This window comes from Pseudomonas sp. S30 (genome assembly GCF_016518545.1).
GTDB lineage: Bacteria > Pseudomonadota > Gammaproteobacteria > Pseudomonadales > Pseudomonadaceae > Aquipseudomonas.
The window spans coordinates 23892-41487 of sequence record NZ_JACVTO010000015.1 but is presented as its reverse complement, the minus strand read 5'-3'; the positions used below and the strand labels follow the sequence as shown (position 1 = coordinate 41487).

Genomic DNA, 17596 nt, shown 5'->3' with positions numbered 1-17596 from the left:
GCGTGTCTCCTTGTGTTGCGGGTTGGGCCGCCGTGGCGGCAGGGTCAGGGCTGGACGGACAAGGGTTCTTCGAACACCTGTCCGTCGATGATGCGAAAGCTGCGTGCCGTATGCCGCGCCTGGCTCCAGGTCGAGACGATCAGGTAGTGCACCTGGGCGTCGCCGGCATGGGCGATGTCCTCGCGGCTCGGCCAAGCTTCGCTGGCGGTGTGCGAGTGATAGATCACCCGGCAGTCTTCGTCGCGCTGATCCAGCTCGCGCCAGACCTGCAGCTGTTCGCGGGGGTCGAAGCTGAACCAGGTGGGGCTGGCGGCCTGGTTGCGCATCGGCACGACCCTGTGCGCGAGTGCCTCGCCGCTGGCGGCGGCGATCAGCCCGCAGGCTTCGATCGGATGCGCGGCCTGGGCCAGGTGCCGTACCTGCTCCAAGGCCTGGGCACTGATGCGCAGAACCATGTGGGCGTCCTCAGTAGCTCGGCAGGGCCGGTTCGACTTCGCGCACCCAGGCCAGCACGCCGCCTTGCAGGTCGCGCACCTTGTCGTGGCCGAGCCGTTGCAGATCGCCGGCCACGGCCCTGGAGCGCATGCCCGACTTGCAGGTGATCACCAGGTCGGTGTCGTGGCCGTAGCGCTCGACGATCTGCGTCGCCACCTGCGCGGACTTGGGCATGAGCACCGCGCCGTCGATGTGCACGATGTCCCACTCGGTCGGCTCGCGCACGTCGATGATCACCGGCGCGCGTCCGGCATCCTGGAGCGACTTGAGTTGCACCGCGCTGATCTGCGGCACCGGCGCGGCATCGCTGGCGGCCGGTCGGTCCAGCCCGCACAGCGCCTGGTAGTCGCCCAGGGCGGTGACCGGCTGACGCTGCGGCAGACGGCGCAAGGGCAGCTCGCGATAGCTCATCTGCAGGGCGTCGTAGACCATCAGCCGACCGAGCAGCGGTTCGCCGATGCCGGTCAGCAGCTTGATCGCTTCGGTGGCCATGATCGAAGCGATGGCCGCGCACAGCACCCCCAGCACCCCACCCTCGGCGCAGGAGGGCGCCAACTCCGGTGGTGGCGGTTCCGGGTAGAGGTCGCGGTAGTTGAGGCCGCGCCCGTGCGGGGCGTTTTCCCAGAACACCGAGGCCTGGCCTTCGAAGCGGAAGATCGAGCCCCACACGTAGGGCTTGTCGGCCAGGATGCAGGCGTCGTTGACCAGGTAACGCGTGGCGAAGTTGTCGGTGCCGTCGAGGATCAGGTCGTAGCCGCTGAACAGCTCCACGGCCATGTCCGCTTCCAGGCGTTCGGTGTGGGTGCGTACCTTCACCAGCGGGTTGAGACGGGCGATGGCCTGGCGCGCGCTTTCGGCCTTGAGCTCGCCGAGGGTGTCGACGCTGTGGATCACCTGGCGTTGCAGGTTGGATTCATCGACCCGGTCGAAATCGATCACTCCCAGAGTGCCGATGCCGGCGGCGGCGAGGTAGAGCAGGGTCGGCGAGCCCAGCCCGCCGGCGCCGATGACCAGCACCCTGGCGTTCTTCAGGCGGCGCTGGCCGAGCACACCGATGTCGGGAATCAGCAGGTGACGGCTGTAGCGGTTCACTTCTTCGCGGCTGAGCTCGGCTGCGGGCTCGACCAGAGGCGGTAAGGTCATATCGCTTTCTTCCATTCAGTAGATACGAACTGGAACCATTTTCAATTGCGCTGACCGTTGATTCAATCCTTCGAGCGGGCCGATTCGTATGGCAAAGCGCGGTAAAACTATGGGTTTCGTCGAATGGGGTCGGTCGGGCGGCAAAGGGCTGCTGGGCAGCCTTCCCGGGCTCCACGACTGAAAAGGCGCTACTGAGCAGCCGCCCGGGCTCCACGACTGAAAAGGGGCTGCCAGGCAGCCCCAAGGGTGTCACGTCCGCACAGCGGCTGCTCGGTAGCCCGGCGCCTCAGGACTGGAAGGTAGCCAGGTCCTCGCACACACTGGCGAAGGCGCCCAGAAAACGATCGGCGTCTTCACGCGTGAGCACCAGCGGCGGCTGGATGCGCATCACCCGGTTGTTGTTGGCGGTGACGAAGGTGAGCACGCCATGTTCCTCGGACAGCTTGGTCATGAAGCGCAGCACGAACATGTCTTCCAGGTTCTGTTCCAGCGCCTGGGCGGCAGCCTCCAGGTGCGCGCGCGCAGCGCCGGAGAGCATGCGGTAGGTGGCCATGGCCTGGCCCGGGATACGCCCGGCCAGTTCCTTGACCAGCGCCTGCACGCCGCCGCTCATGTCCTGGCGAAACTCGATCGCCAGCATCAGCCCGCGACCGCGCACCGCCACCAGGAACGGATAGCGCTCCACCAGTCGCTGCAAGCCGTCCTGCAAGTGGGCACCGACCTCGGCGGCATTGGCGCACAGGCCGTCCTGCTCCAGCACGTCCAGCGCCGCCAGGGCGGCAGCCGCGGCGAAGTTGCCGCCGCCGAAGGTGGAGGTGTGCAGGGCGAAGCTGTCGATATCGCCATAGGCGCGCTGCCACACGGCGTCGCGCGACAGCGTGGCACCGATCGGCACCAGGCCGCCGGACAGCGACTTGGACAGCACCATGATGTCCGGGGCAGTGTCGTCCCATTGGCAGGCGAACAGCTTGCCGGTGCGGCCCAGGCCGGTCTGGATCTCGTCGAGGATCCACAGGCAGTCGAACTCGTCGCACAGTGCACGAACCCCGGCCAGATACCCCGGCGGTGGCAGGATCACGCCGCCTTCGCCCTGGATCGGCTCGACGATGAAGGCCGCCACGTCGCCCTGCTCCAGGCGGCTGCGCAGGGCGTGCAGGTCGCCGAAAGGCAGGCTTTCGCAGCGTGGCAGCAGGGGCTCGAACGGCGTGCGGTGCTTGGCCCGGCCGGTCACCGACAGCGCGCCGAGGGTCTTGCCGTGGTAGCCGTTGTCGCAATACAGCACGCGGCGTTTGTCGCTGGCGGCCAGGGCCAGCTTCAGCGCCGCCTCCACCGCCTCGGTCCCGGAATTGCTGAAGAACACCCGGTTCAGTCCCCCGGGGGCCAGGGCCGCCAGGCGCTGGGCCAGCAGGCTGGCGTGCAGCGGCGCCGAGAGGTACTGGATGAAGGTGGGGAACTGCGCCTGCAGGTAGCCTTGCAGGGCCTGGCTGATGGCCGGGTGATTGTGGCCAGTGTTGAGGCAGCCGTAGCCGGCGACGAAGTCCAGGAAGCGCCGACCGTCCAGGTCGGTGAGCCAGCAGCCCTGGCCATGGGCGAACACCCGTTCGATGTGGTTGAACCGGTAGAACTCGCGCAGCACCGGGTTGATGTGCTCGGCGAAGCTGTTGAGCACCTCGCGGCGCAAGGCCAGGGGTTCGTGGCGGGCGTCGCTGGCGCGCAGCGCACGACGCGGATGGTGGTGGCGGTGCAGGCGGTCGAAGGCCTCGCCAGCGAGCACTTCACCGTCGTGGGTCATGGGCGAGGGGCTGAAGCCATGACGCTCGGCGATGCGGCCGATCTCCAGCACCTTGTCCACCGGCAGCTCGCGGCCCAGGGAGAAGGGCTCGGCGCGGCCCTCCAGGGCCAGGATCATGGTTTCGGCCAGGCAGCCGTTCAGGCTGCGCTTGGGCTCCAGGCCCAGGCTGCGCAGTCCCAGGTGCACGGCGGGGCTGGCCGAGACCAGGCCGGCGTCCACCAGGAGGATATCGCGGCGCTGGTGAGGGACGTCCATCACGTCCTTGGGCAAGGCGGCGTCCAGCACCACCGAGCCCGGCAGCAGCCGACGCGGGTCGATCAGGCCGCCGCTGGAGGTGGCGGCCACGTAGAAGCGCACCTGGGCATAGCAGGCTTCGAGATTGTCGTGCAGGCTGACCTGGGCGTGGTACTGGCTGGGCAGGTATTCCAGGTGCGCCTGGGCCTGCTGGGCGTTGCCCCGGTGTATCAGGCGCAGCCGGCAGCCCTGTTCGACCAGCAAGCGCGCCACGGCCAAGGCGATCGAGCCGGGGTAGCCAAGCACCGCCACTTCGGCATCCTGCGCGGCGATCCCCAGCAGGCGCAGGCTGTCCATCAGGTTGGCGTAGGCGGCGAAGGCGGTCAGCGAGTTGCCGGTGGTGACCGCCACCTCGGCCTGCTCCATGGTCGCCACGCCGCGGTTGCCGACGATCGCGGTGAAACCGCCCAGGCCTACCAGTTCGGCGCCTTCGGCCTTGAGCGCGGCCACGCCCTGGAGCACCCGTTCGGCGATGGCGCGCGGCTGGCGCAGCATCTGCTCGGCGGTCAGCGGCATGAACTGCAGCATCCCCGAGCACTCGGCGCCACAGGCGCTGACGATGCGGCCGAAATCGATGAACGGCACCAGGTTGCGCTGCTGCCAGCGTTCGGCCTGATAACCCCAGGCCTGTTCTTCCAGCGTGCGCTCGAGCATGTCCACCAGCTTGACCTGGTGCAGCAGGCCAGTGGAGGTGGGGTGGGCAATGAATCCGAATTTCATCAGCAGTTTTCCATGTTCAGGCGGCTCCAGGCGGTTTCCGAGACCAGGCTCAAGCCATCGCCCTCGGAGTTGTGGCCCAGCCAGACGTCGAAGAAGTTCAGTCGCCCCGGCGCGGTCAGCGCCTGGCGCAGGGTGTCGGGACAGAAGTGCAGCAGGCGGGCGCGGCAGACCTGGATCGGGCCGAAGGCGCGTTCCTCCCACAGCGGCCCCTCGGCCAGGGGCACGTTGACCTGGCTGGCGCCGTGGCAGGCATAGCGTTTGTCCAGGTAGGTCTGGATCATCGACAGCACGCCGTTGGCCAGGTACATCACCGTGACGTTGCGCTGGCCGGCATCGGCGGCGCTGGCCAGGCTCATCGCCAGGCGTTGCTCGATGTCCGGTACCAGGGCGCGGGCGCCGTCGCCGATGAACGCCAGTACATGGCGTTCGTCGTTCAGGGCGATGTAGGGCAGCGACACCAGCGCATCGCCCATCAGCGCCCGTCCGTACCAGCCGGAGAAGCCGGCATCGGTACGCGGCAGGTTGCGCAGCGCCGACAGGCTGCAGCGGCCGACGTCGTAGACGCCGGTGTAGCGGTAGCCGTCGCGCTCGATCAGCTCGCCGAGCAACTGGCCGAGGCGGTGGAAGAAGAAGTTCGGCGTCATCGGCAGGGTTTCGATCTGGTCGCTCGGCAGCACCTCGCGGGTGCGCTGCAAGCGTTGCAGGCGTTCGCGGCGGGTCTGCAGCAGCGCCGCTGGCACGGCCAGGCGCGGCTCCAGGTAATCGAGCACCCGGTCCAGGCTGAGCGGCACCGGCAGTTCGCAGAACGGCGCGATATGGCCGGGCTGGCGGTTGATCTGGGCGATGTGGAACAGCCTGGGCAGGCGGCCCTCGGAGTAGGGTGTGGCGGACTGGTCGATCTTGCTCTTGAGGAACATCAGCCAAGGTTTGTCCGGCTCGCCCTCGGTGCCTTCGAGAAAGGCGTGCACACGGCGGCTGAAGCCGTACATCGACAGTGGGCCAAGGTAATTGGGCACTGGTTCCTGGTCCTGGTAGGCGCACACGCTGCCGGGCGCGACGATGCTGTCGGCCAGGGCGATGCCCGCGCGGCGCGCCAGTCCGACCACGCGCTGGCGCTCGTCGGCCGCGAGCCGTCCGCACTGCCAGAGCAGCCGCGAAGGGCTGTGGTTGATCACCTCCAGCAATTGCTCCAGGGCGGCCTGCTGCGGCGCCGTGAGCGCCTGCTCGGTGGCCGGGGCGGGCACGGGTGCGGGCTGGCTCGGCGATTGTGCGCGGGATTCGAGCACGGCCTGGGTGGCGAACAGGAAGGTCGGCGCCGGGTGCTGGTCCAAGGCGGCGAAGGCCTGTTCGACACAGCCCGGCGCTTCGTCCGGACGGCGCATGAAGCGCTGCCACAGGCCGCGGGCGGCGATCACCTGGTGACCGTCATTATCCGCGTCCAGGCTGCCCTGGAAGGCGAACCAGACCGACTCCGGCGAGTCGGCGCAGATCACCAGGCCCGGCGCACCAGCGCGCTTGAGGTTGGCCAGGGTGCCGCGCATCTCGTCGAGCATGCCCGAGGTCATGACGATCACGTAGGCCCGTCGATACAGCTGCCAGCCGGCCAGGGCGCTGACCGCCAGGGCGTGCTCGTTGCAGGCGCTGTGGAAGCCGCAGGCGGTGGGCCGCAGCAGTTCGCCCAGCGAGTCGAGAAAACCCGCGACCATGGAACCGGTGAAGAAATGGCAATCCCAGGCCTGGCCCCAGCGCTGGGTCATGCGCTGCTGAATGTCGCGGGCCAGGCTCACCGGCTCGGCGGATTGCTGGGTGGTGCGCGCCAGCAGGCGATTGCAGTAGGCGTGCTCGAGGTGGTCGACGAACAGGCGCAGCAGGTCGGCACGGCGCAGTGCGCGGTCTTCATGGGGCACGCGCAGCAAGCGGTTGCCGCCCAGGCGTGTCAGCCAGTGCTGCAGGTGCTGCCCATGGCACAGCAGCACGGCGCTGCTGGGCGAACGGCGCGCCTCGGGCTGGGCCTCGAGCAAGGCGCTCAGGGGATCGTGCTCGGGTTGCTGGTCCAGGTGGCGCGTGTCCAGCAGCACGTGATCGCAGGGGCAGGCCTGAGCCAGCGCGGCCTGGGCCTGGGCGAGGTCGTCGAAGGCCAGCAGCTCCAGGGCCAGCGCGCCCGGCTCGGCCTGCTGGCGCAGGTAGGTTTCGGCCTGCCCGGCGACCTGGTGGTACAGGCTCTGCAACTGGGCGTCGGGCCAGTGCTGGCTGGCGTGTGGGGTCTCATGGCCCAACCAGTGGTTGAGCCGGTCGAGCACGGCGCTGACGTCGGCGCGCAGTGCGCCATCGCGACTGATCAGGCAGATGCCGTAGCGGTGTGGCTTCATGGTTTGCCCTCCAGAGGGATGGAAGCGGTGCCTGGGACGGCGTCGCCGGGAGTGTCCAGCAGTGCGTCGGTGCTGCGTGCGATGCTGTGGCGCACGCGCCAGGCCAGCAGCAGGGCCAGGGTCAGGCCCGCGCCCAGGCAGGCCAGCAGGCCGCCATAGCCCAGTCGGTCGAGCAACAGGCCGGCGAAGACCGGCGCGGCCAGTCGGGTGAGCACGAACAGGCTCGATTGCAGGCCGTAGTCACTGGCGCTGCGCTGCTGGCGGCTGAAGAACAGGGTCAGGCCGAACATCAGTGCCGACACCGCGCCCATGGCCACGGCCAGCAGCAGCGCGCCGGCGATCAACCAGCCCTGGCCGAGCCGCAGCCCCACCGCCAGGCCCAGTACCAGCAGGGCCAGCAGGGCCGCCAGCAGATACAGGACGATCGCCCGCGCCGTGCCCAGCAGAGGAATCAGTCGCCCGCCCACCAGGCTGGCGATGGCGCCCAGCGTGCCCCCGGCGATGCCCACCAGCCAGGCCACCTGCTCCAGGGCCATGCCCTGGTCGAGCAGCAGCGGCTTCAGGTACAGCCAGGCCGCCCCGATGAACGGGAAGGCGCTGAGCAGCAGCCAGGTCCATTGCCGCGCCGCCGGCTGGCCGAAGAAGCCGGCCCAATCGGCTACCAGGCCGGGTGCCGTGGCCGCAGGCGTCGGCAGGCTCGGCAGGCGCCTGGCGGCCATCAGCAGCGCCAGCACCCCCAGCGCCAGCGCCGCGCCCATGATCACGAACGGCGCCTGCCAGCCCAGGCGCGACTGCACCAGCAGCATCGCGCCGCCGCCCACGATCGCGCCGACGAACAGGGCGGCCGCGCGGATGCTGCCGGCGCGCACCTGTTCGTGGCGCGGCAGCCACTGCACCGCCAGGGCATTGAGCGGAATGTCCATCCAGGTGGCGACGATGCTGATGGCGAAGGTCATGGCGAACAGTGCCAGACGCTGCTCGATGAGGTTGTCGCGGGCGATCAGCGCGTACAGCACGATCAGCACGCCACCGAGCAGCGCCAGCCAGTGCGCCAGCGGCGAGCGCCCCAGGCGCAGCCGCTGCACCGGCACGGCCATGAGGAACTTGAACACGGCCGGCAGCCCGGCCAACTGGAACAGGCCGATCTCGGTCCCGCTCCAGCCGTATTGGCGCATGACCAGCGGCAGGCCGAACATCAGGTAGATGCTCGGCACGGCCAGGGCCAGGTTGAGCCAGCCGAACAGCAGTTGCAGGCCGACGAGACGGGTGCGGGTCATGGCGTCACTCCTTGGCCTTGCGGGCGATCACCGCCGTGACCGGTGTCAATGGATAGCGCACCCCGTCGATCTGCTCGACGCCCCGCCAGCCGCTGTCGCGCAGCAGCGCCGCCAGCTCGCCCTCGGCCAGCACGTGGCGGCCCTGCAGGCGCATGTGCAGGTAGTACGGCAGCACCTGGGCGGCCATGTGGCGGGCCTGAGGCACTTCGGCCTGGCAGCACACCAGCACCCCGCCGGGCGCGAGTGCGGCGTGCAGGCGCTGCAAGGTGGCAGGCAGGTCGTGGACGAAGTGCAGCACCGAGGAGCACCAGATCAGGTCGTAGCCGCTGCCGATGTCGTCGCTGTCCAGATCCGCGCCGCGCGCGCTCAGGCGGGTGCCCAGGCCAGCGGCGTCGATGTTGGCGGCCGCCACTCGGGCCGTCTCGGGGTATTCGAAGACCACGCCGCCGAGCGCCGGCAGTTGCCGGGCCAGGGCGATGGCCACCAGGCCCGGTCCGCCGCCGAGGTCGAGCAGGCGGTGCAGACGCGGGTACTCCGGCAGGCTGGCCAGCAAGGCGCAGGCACTGTCGCAGGTGACCGCACGCTGTTCCTGGGCGATCTGCAACCGCGCGGCATTGGCCCACCCCTGGTCGAGCTGGGCGGTGGTCGGCGAGCGGCGCGGCATGCCATTGCGCAGGTAGTCGTCCAGCTGTGCGCCGGTTTCGCGCAGCACCCGGTGACGGAACATCAGGGCATCGCCGCAGTACTGGGCCGCGCTGCTGCGCAGATGGCGGTCGGCCAGGGGGCGGTTGCGATAGCGCGCTGGGCGCTGTGCATCACGCTCGAGCAGGTCCAGGCTCCACAGCAGTTCCAGGAAGTAGTCGGCGCTCTCGACGTGCCAGTCCAGGGCCTGCGCCAGCTGTGCAGCGGCTTTGAACTGCTGCAGGTGGTCGAACAGGCCGTGGGCCAGGGCCAGGTGCAGGGCGTCGGCACCCAGCCCGCCCAGTTGCAGGTCCCAGCAGGCCTGCAAGGGGTGGGCGGTGGTCAGGTGCAGGTCGTGGGGCTGTGGTCGGGTTGCAGGTCGGGTCACGTTAACTTCCTGTTGTTGACTCGTCCGTGGCCGTCGGCGGCTCACGGATAGGGAACGAAACGGGGCATGGCCGAATCAGCTCAAAGGGTGGTATATATTAAATGAGAATCATTCACGTAAAATATGCGAGCCGGAGCCGTTTCTATGCGGTGCGATGGCCGCCGATCCTCAGGGATGTCGCCATGAACACGAGCAACGCCACCTGCCGCCTGGGCCTGGACCAGCCCCGGCACCGTTCACTGAGCGCCGACGGGCGCCTGCGCCTGCAACTGGACGAAGCCTACGGGCAGTGCCATACCGACCTGTTGCAACTGGAGCAGGGCTTGTCGCTGGGCCGCCTTCACTACCACCCCACGCGCACCCTGGTGGAAGAGACCTGCGGGCCGCACGACGGCCACGTGATGGTGGTGACGGTCGGGTTGCAGGGAAAATCCGGTTTCATCGGTCAGGACGGCAGCACCCTGGCCTTCGAGGCCGGACACACCACCATCACCGCCTTTCGCGCCACCCCCGGCGAGCGCCGCTACCAGGCCAACGAGACCGCCTCGCAACTGCGGGTGGTGATCGACCAGGCGACGCTGTGCAAGTACGTGGGCGAGGCGCGTGCCACCGAGGTGCTGGGCAGCGGCCGCCTGCACCGCCTGGATTTTCGGCCCAGCTCCCAGGCCGCGCAGGCCCACGCCGCCGCGCTGGTGCGCTACCTGCAACCGGGCGGCCTGGATCCGGCCCATCGACTGGATCTGCATATCCATACCCTCAGCCTGCTGGCCGAGCAGTTCAACCTGCTGGCGCCGCCGCCGAGTAGCGCTGCGGCCTTGAGCACCAGCGACGTGCAGCGCATCGAGCGGGCGCGCAACCTGTTGTGCGAGCAACTGGACAAGCCGTTGACCGTGGATTATCTGGCCACGGCGGTGGGCATGAACGAGCACAAGCTCAAGGAGGGGTTTCGTTATCTGTTCGACACCACCCCGGCACGCATGCTGCTGGAGCTGCGCATGCGCAAGGCCATGACCTTGCTGGAGGCCGGGCAGCAGGTGGCGCAGGCGGCGTGGCAGGTGGGGTACAAGTATCCGAACAACTTCACCGTGGCGTTCACCCGCTATTTCGGCCGGTCGCCCAAGTCGATCTTCGGGCGCAAGCGCTGAGAGGATTTGGGGCTGCCTCGCTTCTCCCTTGTGTGCCAGTCGCAACGGCGAACCGCCGCGGCTACAGCTCGAAGCTGACCCTCACCCCCACTTCGCGCGGCGGGCTGTACACGGTCACCGCGCCATTGAGCAGCCCCTGCGCGTCGTAGCGCTTGTCCAGCAGGTTGTCGACGTAGGTACTGACCGTGTACTGCCCGAAGCGGTAGCCCGCGCCCAGGTCCACCAGGCCGTAGCCGGGTCGGCGATAGGTATTGGCCGCGTCCAGGTAGACCTTGCCCACCGCGCTCAGGGCGCCCTGCACGTACCAGCCGGCATCGGCGTCGTAGCGCAGGCCCAGGTGGCCGGTGAAGTCCGGGGCGAAGGGGTTGCGGTTGTCCTGGTAGTCGTTGGTACCTTCGCGGAAGCGCTCGAAGCGGGTGCGGTTCAGTCCCAGCGCCGCCGTGAGGGTCCAGCGCTCGCCCAGCAGGTATTCCAGGTCCAGGTCCAGGCCGGTGGAGGTCGCCGCCGCCGCGTTGGTGATGTACACCAGGCCCTGCTGCACCAGTTGCTGCACCTGCATGTCACGCACCTGCATGCGATACAGCGCTGCCGAATAGCGCAGTCGCTGATCCGCCGTCAGGCCCTTCAGGCCGACTTCGTAGCTGCGCACCTGCTCCGGGTCGTAGGCCGGGTTGCCGGCGCTGCTGGCGAAGGCATTGAAGCCGCCCGCGCGCATGCCCTCGGTGTAGCTGACGTAGGCCTGGGCGTCTTCGCTCAACGCATACTGCAGCGCCACCTTGGGGGTGAAGTGCTGCCAGCTGTCGGACTGGCTGCGGTTGCTCGCCGGGTCGATCCAGGCACGTGCGTATTCATAGCGTCCTCCCAGGGTCAGCGACCAGTCCTGGGACAGCGGCTGCAGCCATTGGCCGAATACCGCAGCGGTGTTGCCGCCCAGGCCCGCCTGGGTGCGGCTCAGCCCCAGGGGTAGTTTCTGCTGGTAATCCAGGTCGTGGTCCTCGCGGTCGGCATAGGCGCCCAGCAGCCAGCGACCTTGCCCGTGGCGACCACTCAGGCGCAGCTCCTGGCTCAGGGTCTCGAAATGGTAGTCGCGGGCCAGATGCATGAGCTCACGTGGCTGGAAATCGGTGTCCTGGCGAAGACGGTCGTCGAACACGCTGCGTGCGGTGATCGAGCGCAGTTCCAAATCGTCGTCCAGTTGTCGGCGCAGGTCCAGCGACCAGGTGTCGCCGCTGGAGTGATTGCGTCCGGCCAGTCCGGAATTCACCGCGCGGTCGGGGCCGGTGCGGCTGCCCCACTGCGAGGCCTGGTCGCGGTATTTCAGGGTGCTGTAGCGCAGCGTCGCATCGGTGAGCGCGTCCGGTGTCCAGCGCAGGGTCAGGCGGCCGCTCTGGCGCTCGCGGTCATCGGCCTTGCCGCCGGCGAGGTCGTCGTCCAGGTAGCCGTCCTGGCGCGTCCATTGTCCGGCGACCCCCGCATACAGCGTGCCTTCCACCAGCGCGGTGCTCAAGTCGGCACTGATCCGGCGCTGGTCACGGCTGCCCAGGCCCGTCTCCACCCGTGCATAGTCGGCGTCGCCCGGCTGGCGGGTGAACACGCTGAGCACGCCCGCCTCGGCGTTGCGCCCGTAGAGTGCCGACTGCGGGCCGCGCAGGATCTCCACGCGCTCGACGCCGACCAGGTCATTGTCGAAACCTTGCCCGCGCAACACCGGCACGCCGTCGACCAGCATCAGCAGCGAGTTGGAGAAGGCCGTGGCATTGGAGGTCAGGCCGCGCACCACCGGCAGTTGCGTGCCGGACTGGCCGAAGGGCTGGAAGGTGAAGCCCGGGGTGCGCCGCACCAGCTGTTCCAGGGAATCTACAGGGGGGCTCTGCAGGGTTCTGGCGTCGATCACCGAGAGGCTGGCCGGCAATTGGTCGCGGGCCTGTTCGAGCTTGTCGCTGACCACTACCGTGTCCTCCAGCACCAGCCGCTCGACCGCGCTGGTCGGCGTGACACCGCCTGCGACCACCAGTCCCGTGAAAACCCCCACCAGCGATGTCCTTGCCATGCCCGCTCCCCGATGCCTGCAATGCGCACCCCGGACGGGTACGCGACGGCCGGCATTGTAGCGCCTGATCGAGAATCATTTGCATCGACAGCCCTATGCATGAGCGAGGATTTTCTATGCGGACTCGAGGTTGCCCGAACCGAGGCTAACGGCTAAGGTCGCCGCCTTGTCTGATGAGGAGCCACCATGGGCTATCTGATTATCGTCGCCTTGATCCAGGCGTTTTCCTTCAGCCTGATCGGCGAATACCTGGCCGGACACGTCGACAGCTACTTCGCCGTGCTGGCACGCGTGCTGCTGGCCGGGTTGGTGTTCCTGCCGCTGACGCGCTGGCGTCAGGTCGAGCCACGCTTCCTGCGGGCCATGCTGCTGATCGGCGCGCTGCAATACGGCATCACCTACGTGTGCCTGTACCTGAGCTTCCGGGTACTGAGCGTGCCCGAAGTGTTGCTGTTCACCATCCTCACCCCGCTGCACGTGACGCTCATCGAAGACGCCCTGAACCGCCGCTTCAACGCCTGGGCCCTCTTGGCAGCGCTGGTGGCGGTGGCCGGTGCGGCGGTGATCCGCTTCGATCGCATCAGCGGCGAGTTCTTCATGGGCTTTTTACTGCTGCAACTGGCCAACTTCACCTACGCCGCCGGCCAGGTACTCTATCGCCACCTGATCGCCCGCCACCCCAGCGACCTGCCGCATTACCGGCGTTTCGGCTATTTCTACCTGGGGGCGCTGATCATCGTGCTGCCCGCCTTCGCGCTGTTCGGCAACCCCCAGCGCCTGCCCAGTACCGATGTGCAGTGGCTGGTGCTGCTGTTCCTCGGCCTGTGTCCCACCGCCCTGGGGCTGTACTGGTGGAACAAGGGCGCTTGCCTGGTCTCCGGTGCCACCCTGGCCGTGATGAACAACCTGCACGTGCCGGTGGGCCTGCTGCTCAACCTGCTGATCTGGAACCAGCACGAACCGCTGGGGCGGCTGTTCATCGGCGGCGCGGTGATTCTGGCGTCGGTGTGGCTGAGCCGGTTGGGCGAGCGGGGCGGGCCTGCTCGCCTGCGCCGGGCGTGACCGGCAGGCTCAACGTGTCACCGGCTCGCCTGGCCGATCCGTCGCCTGGCGGCGCTCGGGCAGCAGCGCGTAGATCGCCGGCAGCACGAACAGCGTGAACAGGGTGCCCACCAGCATCCCCCAGACCATCACCATTCCCAGTGAATGCCGGCTGTTGGCCCCGGCGCCGCTCGCCAGCAGCAGCGGCAGCGAGCCGAAGACCATGGCCGCAGTGGTCATGATGATCGGGCGCAGGCGGATCTTCGCCGCCGTCTCGATCGCCGCGATCCGGCTCAGGTGCTCACGGGCCTGCAACTCGTTGGCGAACTCGATCATCAGGATGCCGTGCTTGCTGATCAGGCCGATGAGGGTGACCAGGCCGATCTGCGTGTAGATGTTGACGGTGGCCAGCCCCAGCGCCAGGGGCAACAGCGCCCCGAGCAGCGACAGTGGCACGGTCACCAGGATGATCAGCGGGTCCAGCACGCTTTCGAACTGCGCCGCGAGCAGCAGGTAGATCACCACGATCGCCATCACGAAGGCCATCGCCAGCGAGCTGCCCTCCTGCACGTACTGCCGGCTCTCGCCGGCCCAGTCCAGGCTGTAGCCGTCGGGCAGGCCCTGGGCTTCGCGCTGCAGGAAAGCGACGCACGCGCCCAGGCTCACCCCCGCCGCCGGCACCCCCTGGAAGGTGATCGCGTTCTGCTGGTTGAACTGTTTCAGGGCATTGGGTCGAGTGGCGGGTTCGGCGCTCAGCAGCGCCGACAGCGGCACCAGTTCGCCGCTGCGGCTGCGCACGTACTGCTGCCCCAGGTGCTCGATCTTCGAGCGTGCCATCGGCGTGCTCTGCGCGATCACGTCGTAGGAGCGGCCCTGCAACTGGAAGCGGTTGGTGTAGTTTTCGGCGAGGTAGGTTTCCAGCGAGTCGCCGATGTCCTTCATCGACACGCCCAGGGCATTGGCACGGTCGCGGTCGACGTGCAGGTCGACCCCAGGGCTGTCGAACTGGATGTCGCTGTCGATGGTGGAGAACAGCCCGCTGTCCCTGGCCTTGCGCTTGAGCCCGTCCATGGCCTCGTAGAGGCTGGCGAAATCTTCGCTGGCGCGCAGGATCATCTGGATCGGCAGGCCTCCCGTGGAGCCGGGCAGGGGCGGCAGCTGGAAGGCGAAGATGCTGGTGCCCTGGATCTCGCCGACCCGCTGTTGCAGGTCCGCCTGGATGCCAGCCGCATCGCGTGAGCGCTGGTCCCAGGCGCTCAGGTTGACGCCGGCGAAGCTGTTGGCCGGCCCATCGGTGCCGTTGATGATCCAGCGGCTGGTCACCTCTGGAATCTGCTTGAAGGCGTCATCGAGTTCGGCCGCGTAGCGCTCGGTGTAGTCGAGGTTGGCGTACTGTGGCGCCTTGATTGCGGTGAGGATCGACGCCTGGTCCTCCGAGGGCGCCAGTTCGTGCTGGGCGTGCAGGTACAGGAAGGGAATCGCCAGCAGGATCAGCACGCTGCTGCCCGCCACCAGCGCGCGATGTTTCTGCACCCGCACGAGTACCGGCTCGTAACCCTGCAGGGCCTTGGCGAACAGGGTCTCGGAGAAGCGCGCGGCGCGGCTGTCGGTGTGCGGCTTGATCAGCTTGGCAGCCAGCACCGGCGACAGTGTCAGCGCCACCACCCCGGAGATGATCACCGCCCCGGCCAGGCTCAGGGCGAACTCCTTGAACAGTGCGCCGGTGAGCCCGCCGATGAAGGCGATGGGCGAGTACACCGCCGCCAGCGTCAAGGTCATCGTCACCACCGGGACGGCGATCTCGCGAGCACCGATCAGCGCCGCCTGCCAAGGGGCGGTGCCCTCGTTGACGTGCCGATGAACGTTCTCGACGATGACGATGGCATCGTCCACCACCAGGCCGATCGCCAGGACCATCGCCAGCAGCGTGAGCAGGTTGATGCTGAAACCGAAGGCGAGCATCAGCGCCGTTGCACCGAGCAGTGAAAGGGGAATGGTGACCAGCGGAATGAGCACCGTGCGCAACGAACCCAGGCACAGGAAGATCACCACCGCGACGATCAGCGAGGCCTCGATCAGCGTGTGCGACACCTCGTCGATCGAGGCCTGGATGAACTTCGCCGTTTCGAAGGCGATTTGCGCCTCGACGCCGGGCGGCAGGGTTTTCTCGATCGCCGGCAGCGCCTGCTTGATCCCTTCGACGATGGTCAGGGGGTTGCCCGCGGGCGCGGCGAACAGCCCCAGGTGCACGGCCGGCTTGCCGTCCATCAGCGCGCTGGTTTCGCGGGCGGCCGCCGCCAGCTCGACGGTGCCGATGTCGCGAACCTTGATCAGCTCGTCGCCCGCGCTGCGCAGGGTCATGTCCTGAAATTGCTCGATGCTCTCGAGGTCGGTATCGACCTGGATGTTGGTGACGGTCAGGGCATCCTTGAGATTGCCCGGCGCAGTCTGGAAGTTCTGGCTGCGAATCGCCTCGGCCACCTGCGCGGCGGTGATGTTGCGCGCGGCGAGCCGCGCCGGGTCCAGCCACAGGCGCATGGCCAGCTGCTGACCGCCGAAGGTCTGCACCTTGGCCACGCCGGTGACGCCGGAAAGGCTCGGGATCACCTCGCGGGCCAGGTAGTCGGTGAGCTGCGCCAGCGACAGGGTGGTGGTGGAAAAGCCGACGTAGGCCACCGCCGTGGAGTCGCCGGCCGACTGCTCGATGACGGGATCGTAGGCTTTTTCCGGTAGTTTGTACTTGACCTGGCTGACCTTGGCGATGACGTCCGCCAGCGCCCGGGTGCTGTCGGTACCCAGCTTCAAGCGCACCTGCACCGTGCTCAGGCCCTGGACGGTGGAGGAACTAACGTAGTCGGCCCCTTCGACGCTGGCCACCGCCTGGGCGATGGGCTGGGTGACGAAGCCTTGCATCAGCTCGGCCGAGGCGCCGGGGTACTCGGTGGTGACGCTCACCGTGGCGCTGTCGAGCAGGGGATACTGGCGCACCGGCAGGTTGCTCAATGCCAGCAATCCCGCCAGCACCAGGAAGGCGTTCACCACCAGGGCGAGGATCGGGCGGCGCAGGAACAGGTCAGTGAAATGCATGGCGTGCTCCCTGGGCCTCGGCCTGCGCGCGGCCATGCGCCTGGGCCGCGGCGGCGCTCGGCTGGACCGCCTGTCCGTCGCTCAGGCGATTTTGTCCCACCGCCACCACTTCGTCGCCTTCCTCCAGCCCTTCGCTGACCACTCGCCAGCCGTCGGCCCGCGTGCCGGCCTTCACCGCGACCCGGTGTACCTGCGCGCCTGCCTCGGTTCGCTCGATGCGGTAGACGACATCACCGTAGGCGCTGCTGACGATGGCCGTGGCCGGGACCACCAGCGTCGCTGCCTGGGTGGCCTGCACCACCCTCACATCGGCTGACATCCCCGGCCTGAGGGTGTCGCCGGGGGTACTCAGCACGGCCTGTATTCGGCTCATGCGGGTGTTGTCCAGCAGCGGATCGAGGGTGAGGATGCGCGCCTTGTAGTCTTCGCCCGGCAGCGCCCTGAAGTTCAACAGCACCTCCTGCCCCTTGACCACCTGCGCGCTGGCCTGTTCGTCCAGCGAGAAATTCACCCGCAGTTCGCGCCGGTTGATCAGGCTCGCCACCGGGTCTCCCGCGTTGACGTACTGGCCCACATGGACCTTCCTGATGCCCAGCTCGCCGCTGAACGGCGCCCTGATGGTCTTCTGCGCGATCACCGCTTCGGTCTTGGCCAGCAGCGCCTTGGCAGCGTCCAGGTCCATCTGCGCGTTGTCCAGGTCTTCCTTGGCGACTGCGCCGGCAGGCATCAGCTCGCGGATACGCTTCAGGCGTTTCTGCGCATTGGCCAGCAGGGCCCGTTGGTGGTCCGCTTCGGCGCGCTCCGGTGCGCTGTTGAGCGACACCAGGACCTGCCCTCGGGTGACGGACTGGCCGGAATCGAAGTCGAGTCGCTCCACCTTGCCGCCCACTTCGGCGCTCACCAGCACCTGCTCGCCCGCTTCCAGCGTGCCCAGGCTGTCCAGGTAGCGCGGCAGGTGCTGGCTCACGGCCTTGGCCACCTGCACCTGGGTGGGCGCAGGGGCTGGTGCGCTCGTCCGTTCGCCGAAGGGTCTGCTCGACCACGCCCACGCGCCTAGCGCGATGAGCATCAGCAGGGTGATCGATAGCACAGCCGTCCTGGTGCGCATGGGCGG

The 17596-nt window shown here is 68.2% G+C and carries 11 protein-coding genes; 2 read left to right on the top strand and 9 right to left on the bottom strand.

Annotated elements, in window-relative coordinates; genetic code table 11:
- Positions 1-44: 44 nt before the first annotated feature.
- From IAE34_RS16875 to IAE34_RS16850, 6 genes are all read right to left on the bottom strand, one after another.
- On the bottom strand, positions 45-455 hold the full coding sequence (locus IAE34_RS16875; protein ID WP_200140101.1) for a Mov34/MPN/PAD-1 family protein: 411 nt from the start codon (positions 453-455) through the stop codon (positions 45-47).
- A 10-nt stretch (positions 456-465) separates the two neighbouring features.
- Positions 466-1638, bottom strand: a complete 1173-nt coding sequence (gene moeB, locus IAE34_RS16870; protein WP_200140100.1) for a molybdopterin-synthase adenylyltransferase MoeB — start codon at positions 1636-1638, stop codon at positions 466-468.
- Between the two features lie 286 nt (positions 1639-1924).
- Positions 1925-4444 carry an aminotransferase class III-fold pyridoxal phosphate-dependent enzyme gene (locus IAE34_RS24520; RefSeq protein WP_200140099.1) on the bottom strand — a complete coding sequence of 840 codons (2520 nt, stop codon included), beginning with the start codon at positions 4442-4444 and terminating at the stop codon, positions 1925-1927.
- Positions 4444-6813 carry a thiamine pyrophosphate-binding protein gene (locus tag IAE34_RS16860; protein WP_200140098.1) on the bottom strand — a complete coding sequence of 790 codons (2370 nt, stop codon included), beginning with the start codon at positions 6811-6813 and terminating at the stop codon, positions 4444-4446. The genes IAE34_RS24520 and IAE34_RS16860 overlap by 1 nt, the downstream gene beginning before the upstream one ends.
- Positions 6810-8090 carry an MFS transporter gene (locus tag IAE34_RS16855; protein ID WP_200140097.1) on the bottom strand — a complete coding sequence of 427 codons (1281 nt, stop codon included), beginning with the start codon at positions 8088-8090 and terminating at the stop codon, positions 6810-6812. Before IAE34_RS16855 ends, IAE34_RS16860 begins: the two co-directional genes overlap by 4 nt.
- 4 nt (positions 8091-8094) lie before the next feature.
- Positions 8095-9159: a class I SAM-dependent methyltransferase gene (locus IAE34_RS16850; protein WP_200140096.1), complete on the bottom strand. Its 1065-nt coding sequence runs from the start codon at positions 9157-9159 to the stop codon at positions 8095-8097.
- Between the two features lie 182 nt (positions 9160-9341).
- Here IAE34_RS16850 and IAE34_RS16845 point away from each other — a divergent pair, with 182 nt between their 5' ends.
- Positions 9342-10304, top strand: a complete 963-nt coding sequence (locus IAE34_RS16845; protein WP_233631202.1) for a helix-turn-helix domain-containing protein — start codon at positions 9342-9344, stop codon at positions 10302-10304.
- A 61-nt stretch (positions 10305-10365) separates the two neighbouring features.
- Here the strand turns inward: IAE34_RS16845 and IAE34_RS16840 are convergent, their stop codons facing one another.
- The gene (locus IAE34_RS16840) at positions 10366-12354 is read right to left on the bottom strand and encodes a TonB-dependent receptor (protein WP_200140095.1); all 1989 of its coding nucleotides are present in this window, start codon (positions 12352-12354) and stop codon (positions 10366-10368) included.
- A 186-nt stretch (positions 12355-12540) separates the two neighbouring features.
- Here IAE34_RS16840 and IAE34_RS16835 point away from each other — a divergent pair, with 186 nt between their 5' ends.
- Entirely contained in the window at positions 12541-13416 is an 876-nt protein-coding gene (locus IAE34_RS16835) for a carboxylate/amino acid/amine transporter (RefSeq protein WP_200140094.1), read from the top strand.
- A gap of 9 nt (positions 13417-13425) precedes the next feature.
- Here the strand turns inward: IAE34_RS16835 and IAE34_RS16830 are convergent, their stop codons facing one another.
- The gene (locus tag IAE34_RS16830; protein ID WP_200140093.1) at positions 13426-16482 is read right to left on the bottom strand and encodes an efflux RND transporter permease subunit; all 3057 of its coding nucleotides are present in this window, start codon (positions 16480-16482) and stop codon (positions 13426-13428) included.
- On the bottom strand, positions 16469-17590 hold the full coding sequence (locus tag IAE34_RS16825; RefSeq protein WP_200140092.1) for an efflux RND transporter periplasmic adaptor subunit: 1122 nt from the start codon (positions 17588-17590) through the stop codon (positions 16469-16471). Before IAE34_RS16825 ends, IAE34_RS16830 begins: the two co-directional genes overlap by 14 nt.
- Between the last annotated feature and the right edge of the window lie 6 nt (positions 17591-17596).

Coding starts and splice junctions, on each gene's coding strand:
- IAE34_RS16875 (WP_200140101.1), bottom strand. CDS start 455: ATGGTTCTGCGCATCAGTGCCCAGGCCTTGGAGCAGGTACGGCACCTG.
- moeB (WP_200140100.1), bottom strand. CDS start 1,638: ATGACCTTACCGCCTCTGGTCGAGCCCGCAGCCGAGCTCAGCCGCGAA.
- IAE34_RS24520 (WP_200140099.1), bottom strand. CDS start 4,444: ATGAAATTCGGATTCATTGCCCACCCCACCTCCACTGGCCTGCTGCAC.
- IAE34_RS16860 (WP_200140098.1), bottom strand. CDS start 6,813: ATGAAGCCACACCGCTACGGCATCTGCCTGATCAGTCGCGATGGCGCA.
- IAE34_RS16855 (WP_200140097.1), bottom strand. CDS start 8,090: ATGACCCGCACCCGTCTCGTCGGCCTGCAACTGCTGTTCGGCTGGCTC.
- IAE34_RS16845 (WP_233631202.1), top strand. CDS start 9,342: ATGAACACGAGCAACGCCACCTGCCGCCTGGGCCTGGACCAGCCCCGG.
- IAE34_RS16840 (WP_200140095.1), bottom strand. CDS start 12,354: ATGGCAAGGACATCGCTGGTGGGGGTTTTCACGGGACTGGTGGTCGCA.
- IAE34_RS16835 (WP_200140094.1), top strand. CDS start 12,541: ATGGGCTATCTGATTATCGTCGCCTTGATCCAGGCGTTTTCCTTCAGC.
- IAE34_RS16830 (WP_200140093.1), bottom strand. CDS start 16,482: ATGCATTTCACTGACCTGTTCCTGCGCCGCCCGATCCTCGCCCTGGTG.
- IAE34_RS16825 (WP_200140092.1), bottom strand. CDS start 17,590: ATGCGCACCAGGACGGCTGTGCTATCGATCACCCTGCTGATGCTCATC.